18 protein-coding genes and 1 pseudogene are annotated in these 17,495 nt (G+C 48.8%); 1 reads left to right on the top strand and 18 read right to left on the bottom strand.

Annotated features, from left to right (window positions below; all coding sequences use genetic code 11):
- Window positions 1–731: 731 nt before the first annotated feature.
- The 9 genes and pseudogenes from M1L66_RS14010 to M1L66_RS13970 form a co-directional block, all read right to left on the bottom strand.
- Window positions 732–1,745: pseudogene (locus M1L66_RS14010) on the bottom strand (type IV secretory system conjugative DNA transfer family protein); the annotation flags it as partial.
- A gap of 82 nt (window positions 1,746–1,827) precedes the next feature.
- The gene (locus tag M1L66_RS14005) at window positions 1,828–2,808 is read right to left on the bottom strand and encodes a DUF3991 and toprim domain-containing protein (protein ID WP_118077422.1); all 981 of its coding nucleotides are present in this window, start codon (window positions 2,806–2,808) and stop codon (window positions 1,828–1,830) included.
- A gap of 18 nt (window positions 2,809–2,826) precedes the next feature.
- On the bottom strand, window positions 2,827–5,697 hold the full coding sequence (gene mobP3, locus M1L66_RS14000; RefSeq protein ID WP_156703684.1) for a MobP3 family relaxase: 2,871 nt from the start codon (window positions 5,695–5,697) through the stop codon (window positions 2,827–2,829).
- 12 nt (window positions 5,698–5,709) lie between these two features.
- Window positions 5,710–6,048: a hypothetical protein gene (locus tag M1L66_RS13995; RefSeq protein WP_118077424.1), complete on the bottom strand. Its 339-nt coding sequence runs from the start codon at window positions 6,046–6,048 to the stop codon at window positions 5,710–5,712.
- Between the two features lie 592 nt (window positions 6,049–6,640).
- Window positions 6,641–7,078, bottom strand: coding sequence for a ribbon-helix-helix domain-containing protein (locus M1L66_RS13990; protein ID WP_118077425.1), 438 nt, complete (start codon window positions 7,076–7,078; stop codon window positions 6,641–6,643).
- A 327-nt stretch (window positions 7,079–7,405) separates the two neighbouring features.
- On the bottom strand, window positions 7,406–7,669 hold the full coding sequence (locus tag M1L66_RS13985; protein WP_434693623.1) for a hypothetical protein: 264 nt from the start codon (window positions 7,667–7,669) through the stop codon (window positions 7,406–7,408).
- A complete protein-coding gene (locus tag M1L66_RS13980; protein ID WP_117634822.1) occupies window positions 7,666–7,941 on the bottom strand; it encodes a DUF6103 family protein in 276 nt (91 codons plus the stop codon). Before M1L66_RS13980 ends, M1L66_RS13985 begins: the two co-directional genes overlap by 4 nt.
- Window positions 7,942–8,157: 216 nt before the next feature.
- Window positions 8,158–8,292 (bottom strand): hypothetical protein, encoded by a 135-nt coding sequence (locus M1L66_RS13975; RefSeq protein WP_264469643.1) that lies wholly within the window; start codon window positions 8,290–8,292, stop codon window positions 8,158–8,160.
- Window positions 8,293–8,717: 425 nt separating this feature from the next.
- Window positions 8,718–9,722 (bottom strand): C40 family peptidase, encoded by a 1,005-nt coding sequence (locus tag M1L66_RS13970; RefSeq protein ID WP_117634820.1) that lies wholly within the window; start codon window positions 9,720–9,722, stop codon window positions 8,718–8,720.
- Window positions 9,723–9,889: 167 nt separating this feature from the next.
- On the opposite strand from M1L66_RS13970, the gene M1L66_RS13965 reads away from it, so the two are divergent.
- Window positions 9,890–10,264 (top strand): helix-turn-helix domain-containing protein, encoded by a 375-nt coding sequence (locus tag M1L66_RS13965; RefSeq protein WP_117634818.1) that lies wholly within the window; start codon window positions 9,890–9,892, stop codon window positions 10,262–10,264.
- 41 nt (window positions 10,265–10,305) lie between these two features.
- Here the strand turns inward: M1L66_RS13965 and M1L66_RS13960 are convergent, their stop codons facing one another.
- The 9 genes from M1L66_RS13960 to M1L66_RS13920 form a co-directional block, all read right to left on the bottom strand.
- The gene (locus tag M1L66_RS13960) at window positions 10,306–10,821 is read right to left on the bottom strand and encodes a gamma-glutamylcyclotransferase family protein (RefSeq protein WP_165643013.1); all 516 of its coding nucleotides are present in this window, start codon (window positions 10,819–10,821) and stop codon (window positions 10,306–10,308) included.
- A 13-nt stretch (window positions 10,822–10,834) separates the two neighbouring features.
- Window positions 10,835–11,920, bottom strand: a complete 1,086-nt coding sequence (locus M1L66_RS13955) for an amidoligase family protein (RefSeq protein ID WP_320998659.1) — start codon at window positions 11,918–11,920, stop codon at window positions 10,835–10,837.
- A gap of 16 nt (window positions 11,921–11,936) precedes the next feature.
- A complete protein-coding gene (locus M1L66_RS13950; RefSeq protein ID WP_320998660.1) occupies window positions 11,937–13,766 on the bottom strand; it encodes a helicase HerA domain-containing protein in 1,830 nt (609 codons plus the stop codon).
- Between the two features lie 83 nt (window positions 13,767–13,849).
- Window positions 13,850–14,614: a Fic family protein gene (locus M1L66_RS13945; protein WP_320998661.1), complete on the bottom strand. Its 765-nt coding sequence runs from the start codon at window positions 14,612–14,614 to the stop codon at window positions 13,850–13,852.
- Between the two features lie 140 nt (window positions 14,615–14,754).
- Entirely contained in the window at window positions 14,755–15,357 is a 603-nt protein-coding gene (locus M1L66_RS13940) for a hypothetical protein (protein WP_320998662.1), read from the bottom strand.
- The gene (locus tag M1L66_RS13935; protein WP_320998663.1) at window positions 15,354–15,614 is read right to left on the bottom strand and encodes a hypothetical protein; all 261 of its coding nucleotides are present in this window, start codon (window positions 15,612–15,614) and stop codon (window positions 15,354–15,356) included. Before M1L66_RS13935 ends, M1L66_RS13940 begins: the two co-directional genes overlap by 4 nt.
- Window positions 15,615–15,624: 10 nt before the next feature.
- Window positions 15,625–16,137 carry a hypothetical protein gene (locus tag M1L66_RS13930; protein WP_320998664.1) on the bottom strand — a complete coding sequence of 171 codons (513 nt, stop codon included), beginning with the start codon at window positions 16,135–16,137 and terminating at the stop codon, window positions 15,625–15,627.
- Between the two features lie 22 nt (window positions 16,138–16,159).
- Window positions 16,160–16,561: a DUF7768 domain-containing protein gene (locus M1L66_RS13925; RefSeq protein ID WP_320998668.1), complete on the bottom strand. Its 402-nt coding sequence runs from the start codon at window positions 16,559–16,561 to the stop codon at window positions 16,160–16,162.
- A 22-nt stretch (window positions 16,562–16,583) separates the two neighbouring features.
- On the bottom strand, window positions 16,584–17,486 hold the full coding sequence (locus M1L66_RS13920) for a conjugal transfer protein TrbL family protein (protein WP_320998665.1): 903 nt from the start codon (window positions 17,484–17,486) through the stop codon (window positions 16,584–16,586).
- Window positions 17,487–17,495 lie beyond the last annotated feature (9 nt).

Raw genomic sequence — 17,495 nt, 5'->3', positions numbered from 1 at the left:
ATGGAGATTTCTTTTCTTAGTCATACTCGAGCCCATGACATGTTGTGTAATATTTATTATTTAGTTTTCTTGCGACTAATGCCTATCCCTCCACGGCTTGTTATCACCGTTTCACTGGTACTGTGGCATCACTTTCAGCCAGATAAAAGCAAGTTATATTCATCGAATTTTCCTTTCTAACGCTTCTCTGCCTTGTGACAGGCTCCACGTTCTGACCTTACCACGTTCCGATATTCCTATCTTTCCATTCATGCCCTTAGGTGCCTCATCTAAGCCTGCAAACTACTCCGGTGCCTGTAACACCGTAGGGTATTTCATAACACCAAATTTTGACTCTACCCCGGCTTGCGTCTGCCATGCAGACCATAGCATTTCTGCTATGCGGAAGTTTAGACTCTTACAATCTGAGGTTCGTCAGTAGTCTTTTACACTACATACTCACCATAGGCATATTTTAGACCTCCGGCATATAGGCCACACCGTCCACCTCTGAACAGCGTTCCACAGCTCGACCTGTTTGGGTGACTCTCTGCCGACTTTTGCGGGCTTCAAACAGCAGGATTATCACAAAGTCCCACCTCTTGCCGCAGTATCAAGGGGGCGTTTCAGGGCGTTACACCATCATTCCACCTCTTGGAATATCAGTTCTTCAAGTTCGTATTTCAGAAACTCCTTTCAATTTTTCGTTTATTTGTCCTTGAGCCTAACCTTTTCAGTTAGAAACGTGTCGCACTGGTATCCTCCTCCGGAAGAACAATAAAAATGGCGGATTTAGAATTGCAAAAGGTCTCCGTATCCATCTCACTGTCAAAACACAGGATCTGCTCCATCTCCGAATCCAGAAATGCGTTTAATCGGGACATCGCCGTTGAAAGCACGGAAGACATAGCCTGATCCGCAGAGTTGAGCGCAGCGCCTGCAAACCATTTCGCCTTATGAGTTGGCGGCAACTTTTGCATTAATAGATGGAACTGATTCTTTCCCTTTACCGGAGATGGAGCCAGCAAGTCCTGGATCAGTTTGAATACGCTTATGATATGGCGCTGCTCTTTGGGACAGTATTCAGCAATCAACAGGATTACGCTGGTTAGCAGTCCCTCCGCCGCGTCATAGAAAAACGCATTCTGGCCATAGGAAGACGAATCTCCTCCACCGGAACTGATGATAGTTTTAGCTGTAATCTTCGCATACTTTTCTGCCTTTGCCTTGTTTGCCAAGTTTTCTGGATTCTCCAGGTATAAGTCCATGTATTTATTTACCATCCCAAGAATGTTATCTCCATCCGATCTGGTTGGATTTCTTAGATCCAAAATAGAGATATTGTACCCATAGTATTTCCTTGCGATATCCGCATAATTCCGATACAAATCTCCTTTTGTATCGGTACAGATGAAACTCATTCCGCTGGCGCAAGCATATTCGATACAAGGGTACAAAAAGTTGGCTGTTTTACCAACGCCCGCCGCTCCAATCATTAGCAGATGGATATCCCCTGAATCAATCAGTGCCGTCACTCCTCTCTGCGTAAACTTTGCGCCCACCACAAGTCCCTGTGTCTCCGGAAGGTTTTTCCCCTGCCTCCACAGCTTCGGTTCATATGGCACATATGCAAATGTCTTCCGGAGCTCTGCCTCGCTGGCAAACCGGGCTGTACCGTATTGTCCATCTCCTACGGTTTTAGATTTAATACCATTGAGTGAATAATGGTTTGCCACAAGCGGTATGACTCCAAACATGATAAGCATACCAATGCCGACACACACAAGTGGCACAAGTTGATTTTCTAACAAGTTACTCCCCCTTTTCCAAGAACAAGTACGCAACGCCTTAGATGTAGGCCAGATTTAATTCTCTTTCTATTGCGGGCTGTACCAGAAACTCCTCAGCCGCTTGTGCGGGCTGTCCATGCACGGCCTTACAGTCTTCATTCCAGTCTTTATAAATGGAGCGTTCCTCCTTCGTATCCTGGTATCCCAACTCCAGCAATTCATCTGTAATACGCCTCATCGCCTTTATCCCCGGAGCATCGGAATCCAGACACAGACAGATTGTTTTCAAGTTCGGATTTTCTTTCAGCATCTGGTACATGGACTGACGCCCAACACCGCACAACGCCACATAACTATGATTTTCCCAGCCCTCCTTATGAAGTGAAATATAGGAAATCAAATCAATGGGCGATTCAAATACATACAGGGTATTGCTGATTCCCTTCCAATGAAAGCTGTACCGAGGATCACTCCCTTCAATATTCCCGCGGTAACTTTTCCCGTAGGTGTAGATTCCCTTTTTATGTGCATGTCTGGCCGTCCCAGCTTCATCTTTTCCCACGAAAATTGCGTTGTGAAATTGTTTTGCGCCATCCTTTGATGGCTCCAGACTTTCATAAATCAGGCCGCTTCTTACAAATGCATCCACAATCTCCCGATCCAGAAACCGGTTTTTCAACAGATAAGCATATACCCGCCGCATGTTGCTGTTGGACGGCGGAAGTACAAACGGCGCCCTTGTGCTTTCTTCTCTCTGGCTTTGTTTGTATGCTACGCCCTGCTCTCCATTCAGCAGCATGGTAACCGCATCCGGATAGTTTTTTCCGTAAACATATTGGACAAAACTGATTGGGCTTCCGCCTTTTTCTTCCGCATGATCATACCAGGTATTTCCCCGGACCGTGATACTATGATCGCTGCTCAAACGCCATTCCCTTCCGGCTGAAATGAGTCTCTCTCCATTTAACCGAAGAAAATCCACCAAGTCCACGGAACCGGCCCTCTGTTTCTGATCTTCTGTAAAATGCACATACCCCATCTGCCCACCTCCTATTTTTTAATACAACAGTTCCTGCGGCTCATGGTCATCTCCCTTATGGCCCTGCGCCACTTTTTTCTCCCGGATTTTACGCCGCATTTTTCGATCCACACTGATATGCCTTGCTCTCTCTCTCCGTTCTTCTTCCTGGAATATCTTAGTCAGTTGATTCAAAAGCCTAGTTGCTGACAGAAAAACAGATGGATCCTGGAATGAGTCCAGATGATCCAGCAAAAACTGGGCATAAATATTTCCCTGTGCTGCCGCTGCCTCCAACAGCGAAATGGCTTTTTCCCGATCCCTCGGAACATCCCGCCCGCAAAGATATAATTTACCCAGCGCATACTGGGCGAATTGGTTTCCACGGTCCGCGCAACTGGAAATCCAGGTAATCGCTTCCTCTACATTTTTCGGAACATCCTCTCCCAGAAGATACAACTTCCCCAACTGAAACTCTGCATACTCATTGCCGCCTTCCGCAGCTCGTTTGAAGTAATAGATGGACCGTTCAATGTCTTTCGGTACATCCGCTCCCATAAGGAACAACTTGCCAAATGTATAAAGTGCATATAAATTGTTGGCACCCGCAGCCTGCCCAAGCCATTCCATTGCTAGCTCCACATTCTTTTTGATCTTCTCTCCCGACAGATAGAGACGTCCCAGACGGTACGCTGCATAATCATGTCCCTTCATGGCTGCCTTCTCAAATAATTCAATTGCACGTTTAATATCCGGTGGAACCATCTCGCCCTCCAGATACAGTTTCCCCAAGGAATACATGGCCGCTGTATTCTCTCCTTCTACGGCTTTCTGAATCCACTCTAACGCCTGCTGTAAATCTCCGGTCCCTGTTTTCAGCCAATGGCTTGCCAATGAATACTGAGCATTTGCATTTCCCAGCCTGGCTGCTTTCTGCCAGAACTCTACCGCCTTTGTTTCCTCTTTTTTAGTTCCAGTTCCCGTATAAAACATCTGCCCCAGGCGGTATTGCAATTTGTCATCATGGCTTTTACTTTCCAACGCAAGGAAGCCTCGGAAGGCCGCCTCAAAGTAAGTAGCCGCTTGTTGTCCATCCGGTTCTGCTCCGATTCCATCACGGTACATCTTTGCCAGCTCATAACCTGCATACGGGTTTTCCTGCTCTGCGGAACAGCGATAGAGATTTCGTGCCTGCCGGTAATCCTGCTCGACTCCCTGTCCTCTATAGTAAAGACCGGCCAGAGAATATTGAGCGTACTTATGATTCTGTCTGACAGCTCTCCCAAACCATTCCGCTGCCTCTCCATAGTCCTGCTCCGTACCTAGACCTGCCGCATACATTTTCCCAATCCGGTACTGCAGATAGGACTTCTGCCTTTCTTTTGCCGAGAACTCTGCTTCCATAAATGCAGCAATCGCTTTTGCATACCAATTCTGTGCGGCATTAGGATCCGCTTCCCTGCCAAGTCCATCAGCAAACATACGGGCAAGATCATACATGGCAAGTGCATTTCCTTTTTCTGCTTCCTGTTGAAACAGTTGGAATGCCCGTGCAAAGTCAGGCTCAGCTTCTTCACTCCCGTATAAGCAGTTTCGCGCTTCCCGGTACTCATCCCCCCATGTAACATGAGATTGATTTCCGGCATAGGTATTTGAAGCGGCTTCCCGTTTCGGTGTGTTGATTTCTACCGATGTTTCATACGTCTCCGCTTCTTCCAGTAATTCATCCAGCCCTTTCTCTTGCGGTAATTCTGTTGGTTCTAATTCCTCCGGTTCCTCATCAAATATAAAATGGTGACTGCCGATCTGTAATGCTTCGGCAATCACCATATTTTTAATACTTTTAAATTGTGGCTGTTTTGATAAGGGCGGAAGCGGCGGAGGGTTGTTGGAGTAAAACTGTAAAATCTGATTGTTCCATTCTCCCCAGGTCTGATACAGCTTCCCAACCTCAGGTTCTTTTTCCAGCTCATCGACTATCTGATCTACTATTTTTTTTACATCCGCCTTCAGATAACCGTATACTTTTTTCCCTTTTGTTTTTTGCAACCGGTCGGCAAGCTGACAGATCCGTCTTTCAATCTCCGGATTCACCAGCACTCCCTGTTCCAATTGACTCAACAGTTCTTTCATCAGCTGTTCCGCTTCTTTTTTCAAATCCGTGCGAGCTAGGTTCTGCTCTTCATAGAGGTTTGCAAAATCCTGACGGAAGATACTATGAGCCAGTTCGGAACGCATGGCTTCAATCGCCGGCTCCGTCAAATATCCATCATTATCTTTCGCAGAGAACACCATTATGTGAACATGCGGGTGGTGGCTTTCATTGTGAAACGCAGCATACCAGCGCAGGTTCTCACTATCAATCTTCATGTGTTTGCTGAGCATCGCCCGCTTGGAACGCAGAAGCTCCCGCCACTGCTTTCCAGAGTCATATCCCAGACGGGCTGCATCCTCCCTCCGCAGGCTGACCACGTGTGTCCATACCGGTCCCTTATGATGTTTCACATCCTCCTGCACCTTGGAAATCACCACTGGAGTCCCAACATCTGTAAAAAGTCCGTGTTCTCCCACACGTTCTACACGAGGACGGTTCGCCAAATAGTCCACATAGTTCTCCCGGTCCGAGAGCTGATCCTGGTTCCATTCCAACACAGTGGAAATAAATTCAGACGCAGTTCCAATTGTTGGATGTATTTTAAAATCTTCATACTCTAACATATTTTTGGCATCTGGAAAATCCTTGAGAAGCTGGGAAATCAGTTTTTTCTGTGCTACGGTTGCCGGGAGTTCCCGCTTGCTCTCATCAATCTTTTCTACCCCTTCCCTGGTAGCGATGTATTTCACATAGTTTGCAAGCTGAGCAGCTGGTGCAGCCTTCATATAGCGGCTGGTAAAAATGATTTTAGGCATAACATGTTCCTTCTATGAACTCTTATAGCGCGGTGGGCAATAAAATATCAATAAATCAAAGCCGTATTCACCCTCTCCTGGTTCGTCTTCATAATAGTTGCAGTCTATATAAAAGTTATCAAAAACAAATGCTGTCACCCTCTTCTCCAACAGAAGGATTTCACGTGTTTTAAAATTTACAATTCCGAGATTGTAATACGTTTCATCATAGCACTCATCCAACAGTGTATTGAGGCAGCCGGTACAGAGAAACCCAGATACCTCCTCCAAGTCCAAACCTATATGGCTTTTCATACTGGCCTGCCCGGAATAGTAGCCCCGGCTGTTGTCTGTACTTCCCCACACGGACATACCATCTTCTCCTGTTGTCAGCATGTTGAAACTAGAACCGCTCCAGCCATTTTTAATTCTTCTGCCATGATCATCATATTCATTGATGCTGATATGAGAAATTCAGAACGGATTTAAGTCAATGATTCCAATGTTATCTTCTTCCCAATATGCCGGAATCAGAGTCCCTCCCCTCCCCGCAGAGCTAACAGTCTGACGGTGAGGTATCAGAAATATAAGCCGGCTCCGGAACATGTTCCGGAACCACAGCGCCGCTGCTTCCATTGGATAGGGGCATTTATTTTGCACATCCAGCCATCAGAATCACGCACAGCATAAGCCCGGCACCGCCTCTTATAAAGTTCCATTGTTTCATTGTATTTTCACCTCCCACTATGACCTGTTGAAAGTGATTAAAGCCGGAAGCTGTTCCATCAATGCTTTAACCTCTGTACCCAATGTCTCCAGTTCATCCAGCAGCTCCCGATCCTTTGGCTTCGGCTCTCCGATTCTGCAACGCCTCTCTCGCTAACCGGTGGATGATAACCTCCATCCTCTGATCCTGTGCCATATTGAATCTTCTCTCGTATCATTCTTTTTATTTTATCATTACTTAAACTTCCCGTTTCTGATACCGATAAGCATCCTCGAACTCAATCGCACCATTGATCCGCTTTACTTCCTCCACGCATTTCACATGCAGTCTGTGCAGCGCTTCCTCATCCACGTCATGGGAATACGCGATCACATGCGCCAGCTTGGACAACTCCACTGCCAGTTTAAAATCCATCCGGGCCAGACGATTTTCACTGTCATGTACCGTACCGGTGAGGACGGAAGATAATGTCTGAAGCAGATAGTTCTCCGCTTTTCTAGAATGAAGATATCCGATATAAAACTTTACCGCTTCCGCCACGAACTCATTTCTGGAGCGGGCTCCGGCAAAATTCAACAGCTCATCGGCCCGGTCTACCAACTCCTTCTCCATGTAAACGCCTATGCGCACCTTCTTTGTTTCCTCCTCCAGTTCCTCCCCTCCTTCGGTAATCATAAAAATGCCGCAGCTTCCCTGTACTTACGCCATTTTCTTGCCCCATCAGCACCATATTTTCCTCTTATCGCCAACAAAGTATTCAAACCAGAATCTCCGGACGGCTTTGCCGGCCGGTGTTTCTCGGGGTTAGGCTGCAAAAGCAGCATAACCCCTTTAACCTGCACCACTTTCGACCCAACCAGTCCTGCAGCTACCTGTCCGTATAACCTCCGGCTACAAAGGCCCAACAAGGCCGTCATTCCTGCCGGGGTATCCCAGTCCCACTCCGCCTGCCAAAGCGGCACAAACGGCCAAATACAGGCTCACGTTCCCGGAATGGATGCTCTATCCCATCATGCCAGGCTGCCGCAGTTCCAGCTCCGGCTCGCAAATCTCCACTTCTGACAGATCAAACTCGGAAAGCGGGTATAATTCATGGGGAAAATCCCCCAAACCGTGAGCCTGCAGATAGGCTTCATTGCTGGCATTAATCCCAAGATCGCTCTCATCTCCTGTCTGGCAGGCATAGACCTGCTCTACACTGCCATCCTCAAACCGGAGATACATGCCCTCGGTAATCTCATTGCCATGCTGATCCTTATACCTCATACACTGCCCGCCTGTCCCAATTCCTGGCACGTCTGATTCCTTGCATGGCTCTCTTCTGCCTGCCGTCTCGGCCTGGCCGGCTTTGCTGCTCCTTCCCTGGAAATCCTGTCATCCAGGTACTCCCGGGTGGCCTGCGGCACATATTTCTCATACATCTTCTGCAGGTAATCGCCTAACTCCTCCTTCAGATCCGCTTCCTTTTTGCCCATATGATAGGTCAGGGCATCTAGCCGCTCCGTGTTGAAGGTCAGCGTCAATGTAGTATTTTTCATTCCGACTTCCCCTTTCATGAGTATGTGACTTCAAAGTTTTCACAATCAGAACAGGCCGCTATGCTACTATCCATAGCGGCCCTACTCCGATTCATATTCTGTTTGTTAAAGACCAATCGTCATGAGCAAACGCATGGCATCCCGGAAACCGGCCATATATAACTCCCGGCATTCCGTCTCGCATATGCAGAACTTATCAAGCAGCTGATTGTCCAGTCATTCGTGGTCCTCATCTGACAGTGAATGAAGGATGCGGTCCATTCTTGCCACATGCTCCTTCACCTGTAAATCATAGGTCTTGGACCTGCTCATCCTGTATTCATCTCTGACTTCCCGAACACGCGTTGCCATCAGTTTTTTGCCTGCTCTTCCAGCTCATTTATGATTCCTCACCTCCTTTTACCAGCCAACATATCTTATACTGATTCACAAGTCGATACATAAAACCACCAAAGATATTCGCGAAAAGCAATCAAACCCAATGTCTGTTTACAATTAAAACTGATAATTTCCAGCACAATTTTTACAATTATGTTTGATAAAATACCGTTTGATTTCATCCGGCATAAAAGCAAAGCTATACTTAAACGTGCTCACTCTAAAATATTTGTTTCAAGCAGATATGCGTTTCAGAAACGGCCCTGCATTATCAAACATAATTGTCTTTTTCATACTGTTTTTATCAAGCCATTTGTCACTTTTTTGTTGAAACAGCTTTTATCATTTTTTATTGTAAATTATCAATCTTTTTTGCAACTTTATCAGTTACTCAACACCTAAGCGGCCGGAAGTCTGGCAAATGCATAAAAATGGCTGCGCCAATAGCTGGAATCAATGTTTGCATAACCGATGGGATCCCCGCAATGTAACATTTGATTCCCGCCAACATACAAGCCGACATGACTGACCGGAGTAGAGGAAGCATAGGTCTTTGTGAAGAACACCAGATCCCCCGGCTTCGCTTCCTTCCTTGGAATCACAGCGCACTGGTCAAAGATTCCCTGGGCTGATGTCCGTGGCAGCTGGTACGCTCCGGACTGGGTATAAATCCAACAGATATAACCGCTGCAGTCAAAGGAAGTCTGCGGGTTTGAACCGCCCCACCGGTAAGGAAATCCAATGTACTTGCTTGCCTCTGTAAACAGTGCCTGGTAGCTGCCATCTCCCATGGCAGCTCCGGCCATCATCCCTCCCGGAACAGCCGAACCGTATACTGCAACGGTATAGATTCTCTGGGCATTTGCCTCCTGCTCTGCCCCGATTTCCAGCCCCAGGCGCTGCCTGATGTTATCATACACAGTGCTGAGGTCTGTGATAGGGATAGCCGCCGTGTAGGAATCCCCGTCCTCATCCTCCCGCTCCTCGTACTCCACAAAGCAGTCCACAAATTCTTTCTGTGCCAAGAGTGACGGCTGTGCGCTGCCAAAATACATGGCATAAAAAACAGATTTGATTCGTTCCGTATCCAGTTCCCCATCTTCCACATGATCGATCCCTGCGATCAAATCCTCCAGGGAGGTAAAGCTGGTCCGCATGTCCACAATGTACTTCCGGTATTCTTCAGGCACCTGGCTGGAAATGATTCCGTCCCGGAACACCTGGTCAACCGCAGACACGTTATGGGAGCTGGTCCCGTCCATAATGCTTAACAGCATAATGATCACTAAAACAAACGGTACCAGAACCGCCGCCACAACCGAGGCAATCACATTCCTCCCACGTTTATCCACCGCCACAGCTACTGCCGCCTTGACAGCAAGAAGCGCCGCTGGAGCTGCCATATCGTTTCTCTCCTTTCTACTCTATTTTTTTCTTCGCTTTAAGATGGCAGGGATAAAACCGGCACGCTCCTTCCATGTGTCGCTATATCCGTTCTCCGTTATACATTATATCGGTTTTATTCAACCGATTAACACGCTGTATATGTGCAATAAAGTAGGTTAAACTGTTGATATCGTGTATGAAACGGGGTGAACATATGACTGAAAACAACGCAAAGGAAATCGGCCTGCGCATCCGCCGCCAGAGGAAAGCCCTTGGTTATAGCCGGGAACGGCTGGCTGAGCTTTCCGAAATATCCAATTCCTTTCTTTCCGATATTGAGCGCGGTGACCGGGGCTTTTCCGTTGCATTGCTGGGAAGGCTAGCCCGTGTACTTGGACTCTCTGCCGACTATATCCTGTTCGGAACCGAACAGGTCACCGATGTCAGCGCCATCACAGACATGCTTTCCGGTCTGGATGGAAAGTATCTTCCGGAACTCAAGGAACTTTTGGGTGCCTATCTTAAAACGATTACGATTGCTGAAAATCAGAATGATTAACGCGCAAAGCTGCCGCTGTATGAGCAGCTTTTTTGCTTGCCTTATAAATGAAAGCCGTCCAGATCATGAAAACGCTGCTGGTGATACTGGGACTCCTCCTGTTTCATTCGCTCCTCTGTCCGCTCCAGGGCATGTTCCAGCACAGCCGTATCGAATCCGGCTGTTTGGTATCCCTCCTCAATTACCTTGTAATAGGATTCCAAGGGCATCCCGAGAAAGCGCACGTCATTCATCACGTAAACCATAGCGGAGACACTTTTTCCTTCCAGCTCTACATCCATCATCTCCTTCCGGTACAGATGAGGCCAGCCCTCATACCGGTCCAATGCAGCCTCATCGAGAGCCTCAATCTTCCATAACAGAATTGGAACACTCGCTCCTTCCTTCGGCTCCACAGTAGCCACACCACGGAATAACAGCTCGTAGTTTTTGATTTCACTGGTTCCCACCACCTTTGCAGTCGGGCAGCGCCGCTCCATCTGGGGAAGATTTAAGTTGCTGCCGTAAGCAATGTACAGCCGCTCCTGTGTTGCATTTTTTCCTGTCCTTCTTGCCATTCCTGTTTCTCCTTTACATTCCTGTCATCATAGAAAAGACCGGGGACTGTGCCTCGGCCTCTATGTGCATATTTTCTTCCTGTATTACTTGCTCCCTTATTTCTGATTCATTGTCTGATTCTGATCCAAAGGTCCCCCTCTCCTCCCGCATCTGCTGTTCCTTCTCCCGTTTCAGTCTAAGACGTTCTTTCTGGGCCTCAGCCTGGGCCGGATCCTTCCAAGCAATACAGCCATCCAGATGTTTCAGCAGGTGAAGCCGCGCTGTCTTAAACTCATCCCCGTTTAATCCCAGCCGAAGCAGCCAGGTACGGAAGGTATATTTCTCATTGGTTGTCTGCGTTTTCCTCCGGCTGGCGCTGGTCTGGTTGAGGGCCTGGGCCCCGATAGCCAGGCAGAGCTGAATATATGCCTTGATTTTACCTGCATGAGTCGTCCCGTTAAACAATCGAAACTCTACAGTCCCTTTCTGGAACACACTATGAAGGTTCAGACAATGATAACGGCTTTCATCATAATGATCCCGCTGCCGGCTGGCCCCGTTGTACCAGATGTGTCTCACTTCTTCCAGTGTCCCCGGTTTCTTCTGGTTGAGTTCCTCCAAAAAACGCTCCTCCACCGGTTTACACCAGCGATTCTGTCTGGCCACAGATACCTGCAACGCCTTATAGATCAAATCCTCCTTTGCCGCCATGATATTAGTGATGTTGCGCAGAGTCCTTGCGTCAAACGATGAGGCATCGATATGCACATGGATCCCACAGCTGAAATTCGCCAGGGCTCCTGCCTCCCGCAGCTTCCGCACCAGTTCCTGTATGGTCTCGATATCCTCATAACGGCAGATGGGGCTCACCATCTCGGTTTTATAGCTGTCACTGGCTGCCACGCGGCTCTTTTCCTCTTTTCTCTCCGGTTTTATGCTGGCGTCACTCATGAATTTCCATTCCCTGCCCTGGGAATCCAGCGCAACATAGGTGTCGTAATAAGTTCCTTCATAGTAGGACTGGGTGCCAAAATAGGCAGCTGCAATCTCCGCCCCACGTTTCCTGGCGATCACCGTCAGCTCAATCTCAATCCCAAACCGCTGCTGTTTCATGTCCATGGAACCACCTCCCGGCTCATCGTCCGCCTGCCTTTCCAAACAGCTTTGCCTTATAATCCGGCGCCGTCACCATTAGGTTGTAACGCTCATTCCCGCATTTATAGAGACACACACCGCGCTGGGGATAGCGGATCAGGCTGAATTCGCTCGCCTCTAACTGCAGGGTATCCGTATAAAACTTCTCGTCCACAGCCCCTGCATTGAACAGGAACTGGTGGGTGGGAATGGAGAACAGCGGCTTGGTATATTCCCGGATCCCCTCAATATTAAAATCCTCCAGGTTCTGGCTGGCCAGAATCACAGAGGAGTTTTTCTTTCTCACACGTTTCATGAAGTTTCGGACATACTCCACCGCTGTCAGGTTGGATAGGAACAGGTAAAATTCATCCAGTCCTGCCACCGTATCCCCTACCGTCAGAAGCCGGTTGCTCATGAACGAAAGGGTGTTAAACAACAGGGCATCACGAAGGTTCCGGCTGGCCTGCAGGACCCCTTTTACACCGAAAGTAACGAAGCTGGAATCCGTGATATTGGTATGGCCGTTGAAAAACTTTTCTTCCGGTCCCCTGCACATGGAGTGGAGCCCCAGAAGGATGTTCTGTAACAGTTCCGCGGTATACAACTGCCGCTCCCTGCTGTCAAATCCTTTATATTCCGCCTCAATCAGTTCGTACAGTTCGGAAAGGGTGGGGTAATCTTTTGAGCCCAGCCTCTGAAAATCCGTCTCATCCGTAAGCCCGCACTTGGCGTAGAGGCGCTGGACCATAATCTCAATCACGTCAATCTCCCGGTCCGTAAAGTCCTTATACGAGCGGAAAAAGTCTTTTAAAAAGCTGATATGCTGGCTCAGCCGGCTCCGGATCCGGAAGGTTTCCGGCGCATCCGGATCCTCCGGGCCCTCCCCTTCATCCCATACCTTTGGCTCCAGGGGATTAATCAAAAAACGGCCGCCCATCAGATCGATAAAACAGCCCCCAAGATTGTTGGTCAGGTCCTCATATTCCATTTCCGGATCCAGGCAGATGACATCCAGTCCGGCTTCCCGCAGGTTGCACAGGAGCAGCTTTAACAGATAGGACTTTCCCTGGCCGCTGTTGCCCAGGATGAGGATGGAACCGTTGGTCTTATCGTCCGCCCTCTGGTTAAAATCCACCAGAATGTTACTCCCAAACTTATCCCGCCCCACATAAAAACCATGGGGATCCGTCTTTCCGCTGTAATTAAAGGGATAGAGATTTGCCACACTGCTGGCCGGCAGAACCCGCTCAAACTGATCCCGGAACACATTTCTCCCACTTGGCATCACACACTGAAAGCCCTGCTGTTGACGCAGGAGAAGCCGGTCCACGTTCAGTTTTGAACGAATAAGCTCGGTCAGGACCTCCGTCTGTAACAGCTTCAGGCGGTCGTATTCATTGGCGGTCAGTTCCATGTAAACAGCCGTATGCAGGAGCGGTTCCCGGTTGCGGTGGGTCCTTGCCACAATCATCGCCACATCCTGGAGATTGCTCTCCGCCTGGACCGTCTGCTGCAAATCATTGGTACTGGACTGATTCAGCCGGTTCTTACTGGCAGCATTGCTGATGATTTTCCGTTCCTCCGCCGCACTGACATGGCGGGTATAAATCTTTAAGGTGACCCCATCCTTTTCCCCCAGCCGTTTTAAGATTGCCTGCTCCTCTGTGGAAGTCGGGTACTCCCTCAGCGCCCAGACACAGCGGTATGTGTTGCCACAGATGAAGTAGTCAGTTTCAAACTTGATGACGGAGGGCGCAATCATGTCCAGAAATTCCTGGATGCGCACATCCTCCTTTTCCGCCACCGGGGCGGTTTTTGCATGTTTCAACGTTCTCCCTCCTTGATTTTGGCGCAAAAAAAGCGCCGGACACATCTCTGCATCCGGCGTCATGCCGTTTTGTTCTTCTGTTGTTACATCTTTGGATTCTTCTGTATATCCTCTGAAGGCTCCATCATGCCCAGGTAGCGGTCCAGCTGCTGGTCGGCCAGGTCTGCAACCATTTCTGCAAAAGGAACCAGATTACCCTCCGTGGCATAGGCTTCCAGGGCATTGAAATAATCCAGCCGGTTCTCTTTTGCGATAGACACGGCAGGAAATCCATTTGCCAAAAGCTGATAGTTCATAATCAGACGTGAGGTCCTCCCATTGCCATCCGGGAAAGGATGGATTCGCACAAACTCAGCGTGGGTCCATGCCGCCAGTTCAATGGGGTTCATTTCTTTTCCCTTCCATGTGAGATCGGCATAAAAATCTTTGACCTGCCGGTACATCTCACCAGGTGATGGCGGGGTATGCTGCGCTCCGGAAATGTACACGTCTACGTTCCGGTAAATCCCTCCCACAAAGATATTCTCCATCAACAGTGCATGGATGTCCTTAACGATTTTTTCATCAAGAAGCTGCTCCTTTGCGATACACTCCTTCACATAGCGGTATGCCTTCTGGTGGTTGACGGTCTCATAAATCTCCCGCAGCCTCTTTCCGCCTATGGTAATCCCATCCTCTAACAGCACCTTTGTCTCCATAAGGGTCAGGGTATTTCCCTCAATGGCGGTAGAGTTATGGGTATATTCTATCTCAAACGCCTGCTCGTAGGACTGCAGCGTCAACTCTGGGATGGACGCCCTGCCAGACTGGTATAAATCCCTTTTTCTCAATAATTCCGGGTAATTCAAGCAATCCACTCCTTCCTTCTCACGATGATTGCATTTCTTTTACAGTATACCACAGTTTGATTGAATCGTAACCATCAATTTACTGTTCCCATCAAGGCTGGCTTTACGATTCCTATTGAAATTTCTTCAGCCTCCCGCCTTTAATCATCCGGAATGATCCACCGCTCCCCATCAAAATCCTCAAACTTCTCACTGGTCACGTTCTGCTCATAATACACCGCCAGAATCCGTTTGATATCTTCCTCATCCGCCCTTCTGGAATCAAATCCCTGTTCCTTCAGGGATTTTTCAATGCGGTCCAAATATGAAAACACATCTTTTCCCTTCTGGTTCCGAAGTCGAATCATGATTAAAAATTCACGGGCTGTTGCCATCTGTACCTGAATTCGATCTAAAAAGTTCTGATCTCGCTCCAGCAACTGGCGGATGACAGGATTGCGTTCTTCCTCCGCCCTTCTGCGCAGAAATTCCTTGTTCTCCTCGAAATTTTCCCGACTATTTAAGCACAGCATCTCAATCTCAGCCACACCCTTCAGCACATTCATCAGGGCATACACCCTCGCTCCTACACTGGATTCTGAAAGAACCGACAGGTTGGTAGGCCGGATCATAAAGTACACTAGCTCATCGCCGTCATAGGTCTCCAGGCTGTACTCCGTAATCCTCCTGGTGTTCATCAGCTGTCTGGTGGAGAGCCTTTGTTTGGCTGTTGTCTTTCCCTCCCGTTTCCCTTTTCTGCTCATCTGGTCATCCTCCATTTAAAAAATTGCTGCCTGAAAAAATAAGCGCAGGCATAGCTGATAAAATCCAGGATACTGGTATCCTCAAAACGGATGGTTAAAAAGGCATAGGCAGCCGTAATCAGAGCTGGGATAATCACCCCGGTCTGGACCGCCGCAAGTACAGAAAACAAAACTCCCACCCCAATCACGGTCAGATCCCGAAGCTGCCACAGCCACATGACAGCCCTTGCCTTCAAATGTTCCGGGTAAATATACATCCTCCACCTCCTACAGTTCCATGGACATGCCGGACGTCTGGTCCTGTCCACACTCCATTTCGTTTGCAAACTCCTGCTGCATGGCCGCCAATTCTGCCTTAATCTGCCCCAGCTTGTCAAGCACCTCCCGGCCAGTCTTCTGGGCCTCGATGGATGTTTTCAAGTCCATACCCTGGTCCAGATTCACATAGAAACTGCCTGCCAGCTCCCGCTCTGCCCTGCTTACAATTCGAATGGCCCGTTCATAAAGGGACGGCGTCTGCTTCATGGTTTTCTTCGGGGCCCCCATCTGATACACACCTCTTCGCAGACGGCAGTAACCGCTTCCGTCCGTATTCGCCAGCCGCCAGAGCGCCGAAGATATGACCGTTGCTCGCATCGGCTCCCCCATCACGGCATGGCCTTTACAATTTTCCATCACATAATCATAGATTTCCGACATGGGATGCTCAGCCCCATCCCGCAATAACGCCTTGATGTAATACAGTGCCATCTCTGTGTTGGTATGAAAATATAAGTGCAAGACCTCCACCTCCTTCCCGCGGTTACGTCCCAAGCTGAACATTCTTCTGGTGCGATTGGCTGGTTTCCATCCCTCCCCCTATGCCTTCCCCCATCTCCTGAACCGTTTGATTCTCCATGATCTCACATAGATGGATCCGGCGCACCGGAATTCCTTTGGCTTTGGCATATGCTGCTTCCCGCTTCATTCCCGCCGACATCCGGTCCCCGCATATCCAAAGTTCCTCGCATCGCTCCAGTATCTCCAGCCCAAGGCGGATTCCTGTCTCCCGCTCTTCCGGTACGGAATCATTCAGTATCTGTGGATATAACAGGTGGGGGGCCAGAGGAACCGCTCCCTGCCGGATGGCATAACCGCATGCCTGTCTTGCAAATGCTGTATTTGCTTCTGTATTCCCCGCATAAGGGGTACAGATATAAATCATCCTGCTCTTCAATCAGTTCCTCCTATTTCGCCGCTGCCTGTACAATGGTCCTGGTCAGGTTTACCGCGCTCTGGGCTGCATACACACTGCTCATCAGGTTCGCCCTAGTACTTGTATCCAGCCCAAACTGTCCGGCAATCCTCGGCACCTCCCCTGCCGCCAGCATAATCCCCAGCCCCAGAAGGGCGTTCTTGCTCAGCACCATCAGGCCGGCAATCAGCATCGTAGCCTGTAAAAAGGCAGTCAGGCAGATACCGATTACCTGCTTGCACCAGTTCGTAAAGCCATCCATATACCCTCTTGGAACACTGAACAGGTACAGGCTTCCTACCGCAATCTGAATCAGCAGGATCCCGCCCCGTTTCAGGTTAGCAAAAAACACTTTGATGGTGGAATACCCCATCATAAACAGGATAAAAATCATCAGGATCGGATTCGTGATTGTATTGAGCCCACCGAACACCCCACTGACCATCGCATCCTGCAGGGTTCCTGAATTCTTCAGGCTGTCAATGATGTTCCCTGCCATGGAACCAAAATCGCCACCCAGCCCGGTTATTCCTCTGGTAATCTCTCCCTGGAGAGACACACTGAATTTGTAAAGTTCTACCGGCACAACGGAGAAAAGACTGGCCGCCATAAAACCTTTTAATGCATTCAGCGCCGTATCACGGACGCTTCCCCTGCCACTCTGACATTCAATGGCGCATTCAAATACCGCCACCACAAGTCCCACCACATAGAGCACCCAGGCAAGCTGTGAGAAAAACAGGACAATCGCCTGGATCCAGTCCAGTTCGAACAGCTCTGCCCCCATCTGCCCCATGAGCGAGAAAAAATTCCCCAGAAACCCAATCATCTGGCCATAGATCCAGTCCACGATCTGGCCGAGAACCGTATCCGCTACAAAGTCCCAGATAAACATCGAACCATC

It is taken from the genome of Hungatella sp. SB206 (assembly GCF_051132295.1).
Classification (GTDB): Bacteria; Bacillota; Clostridia; order Lachnospirales; family Lachnospiraceae; genus Hungatella; species Hungatella effluvii.
This window is presented reverse-complemented; position numbering and strand designations above follow the sequence as displayed.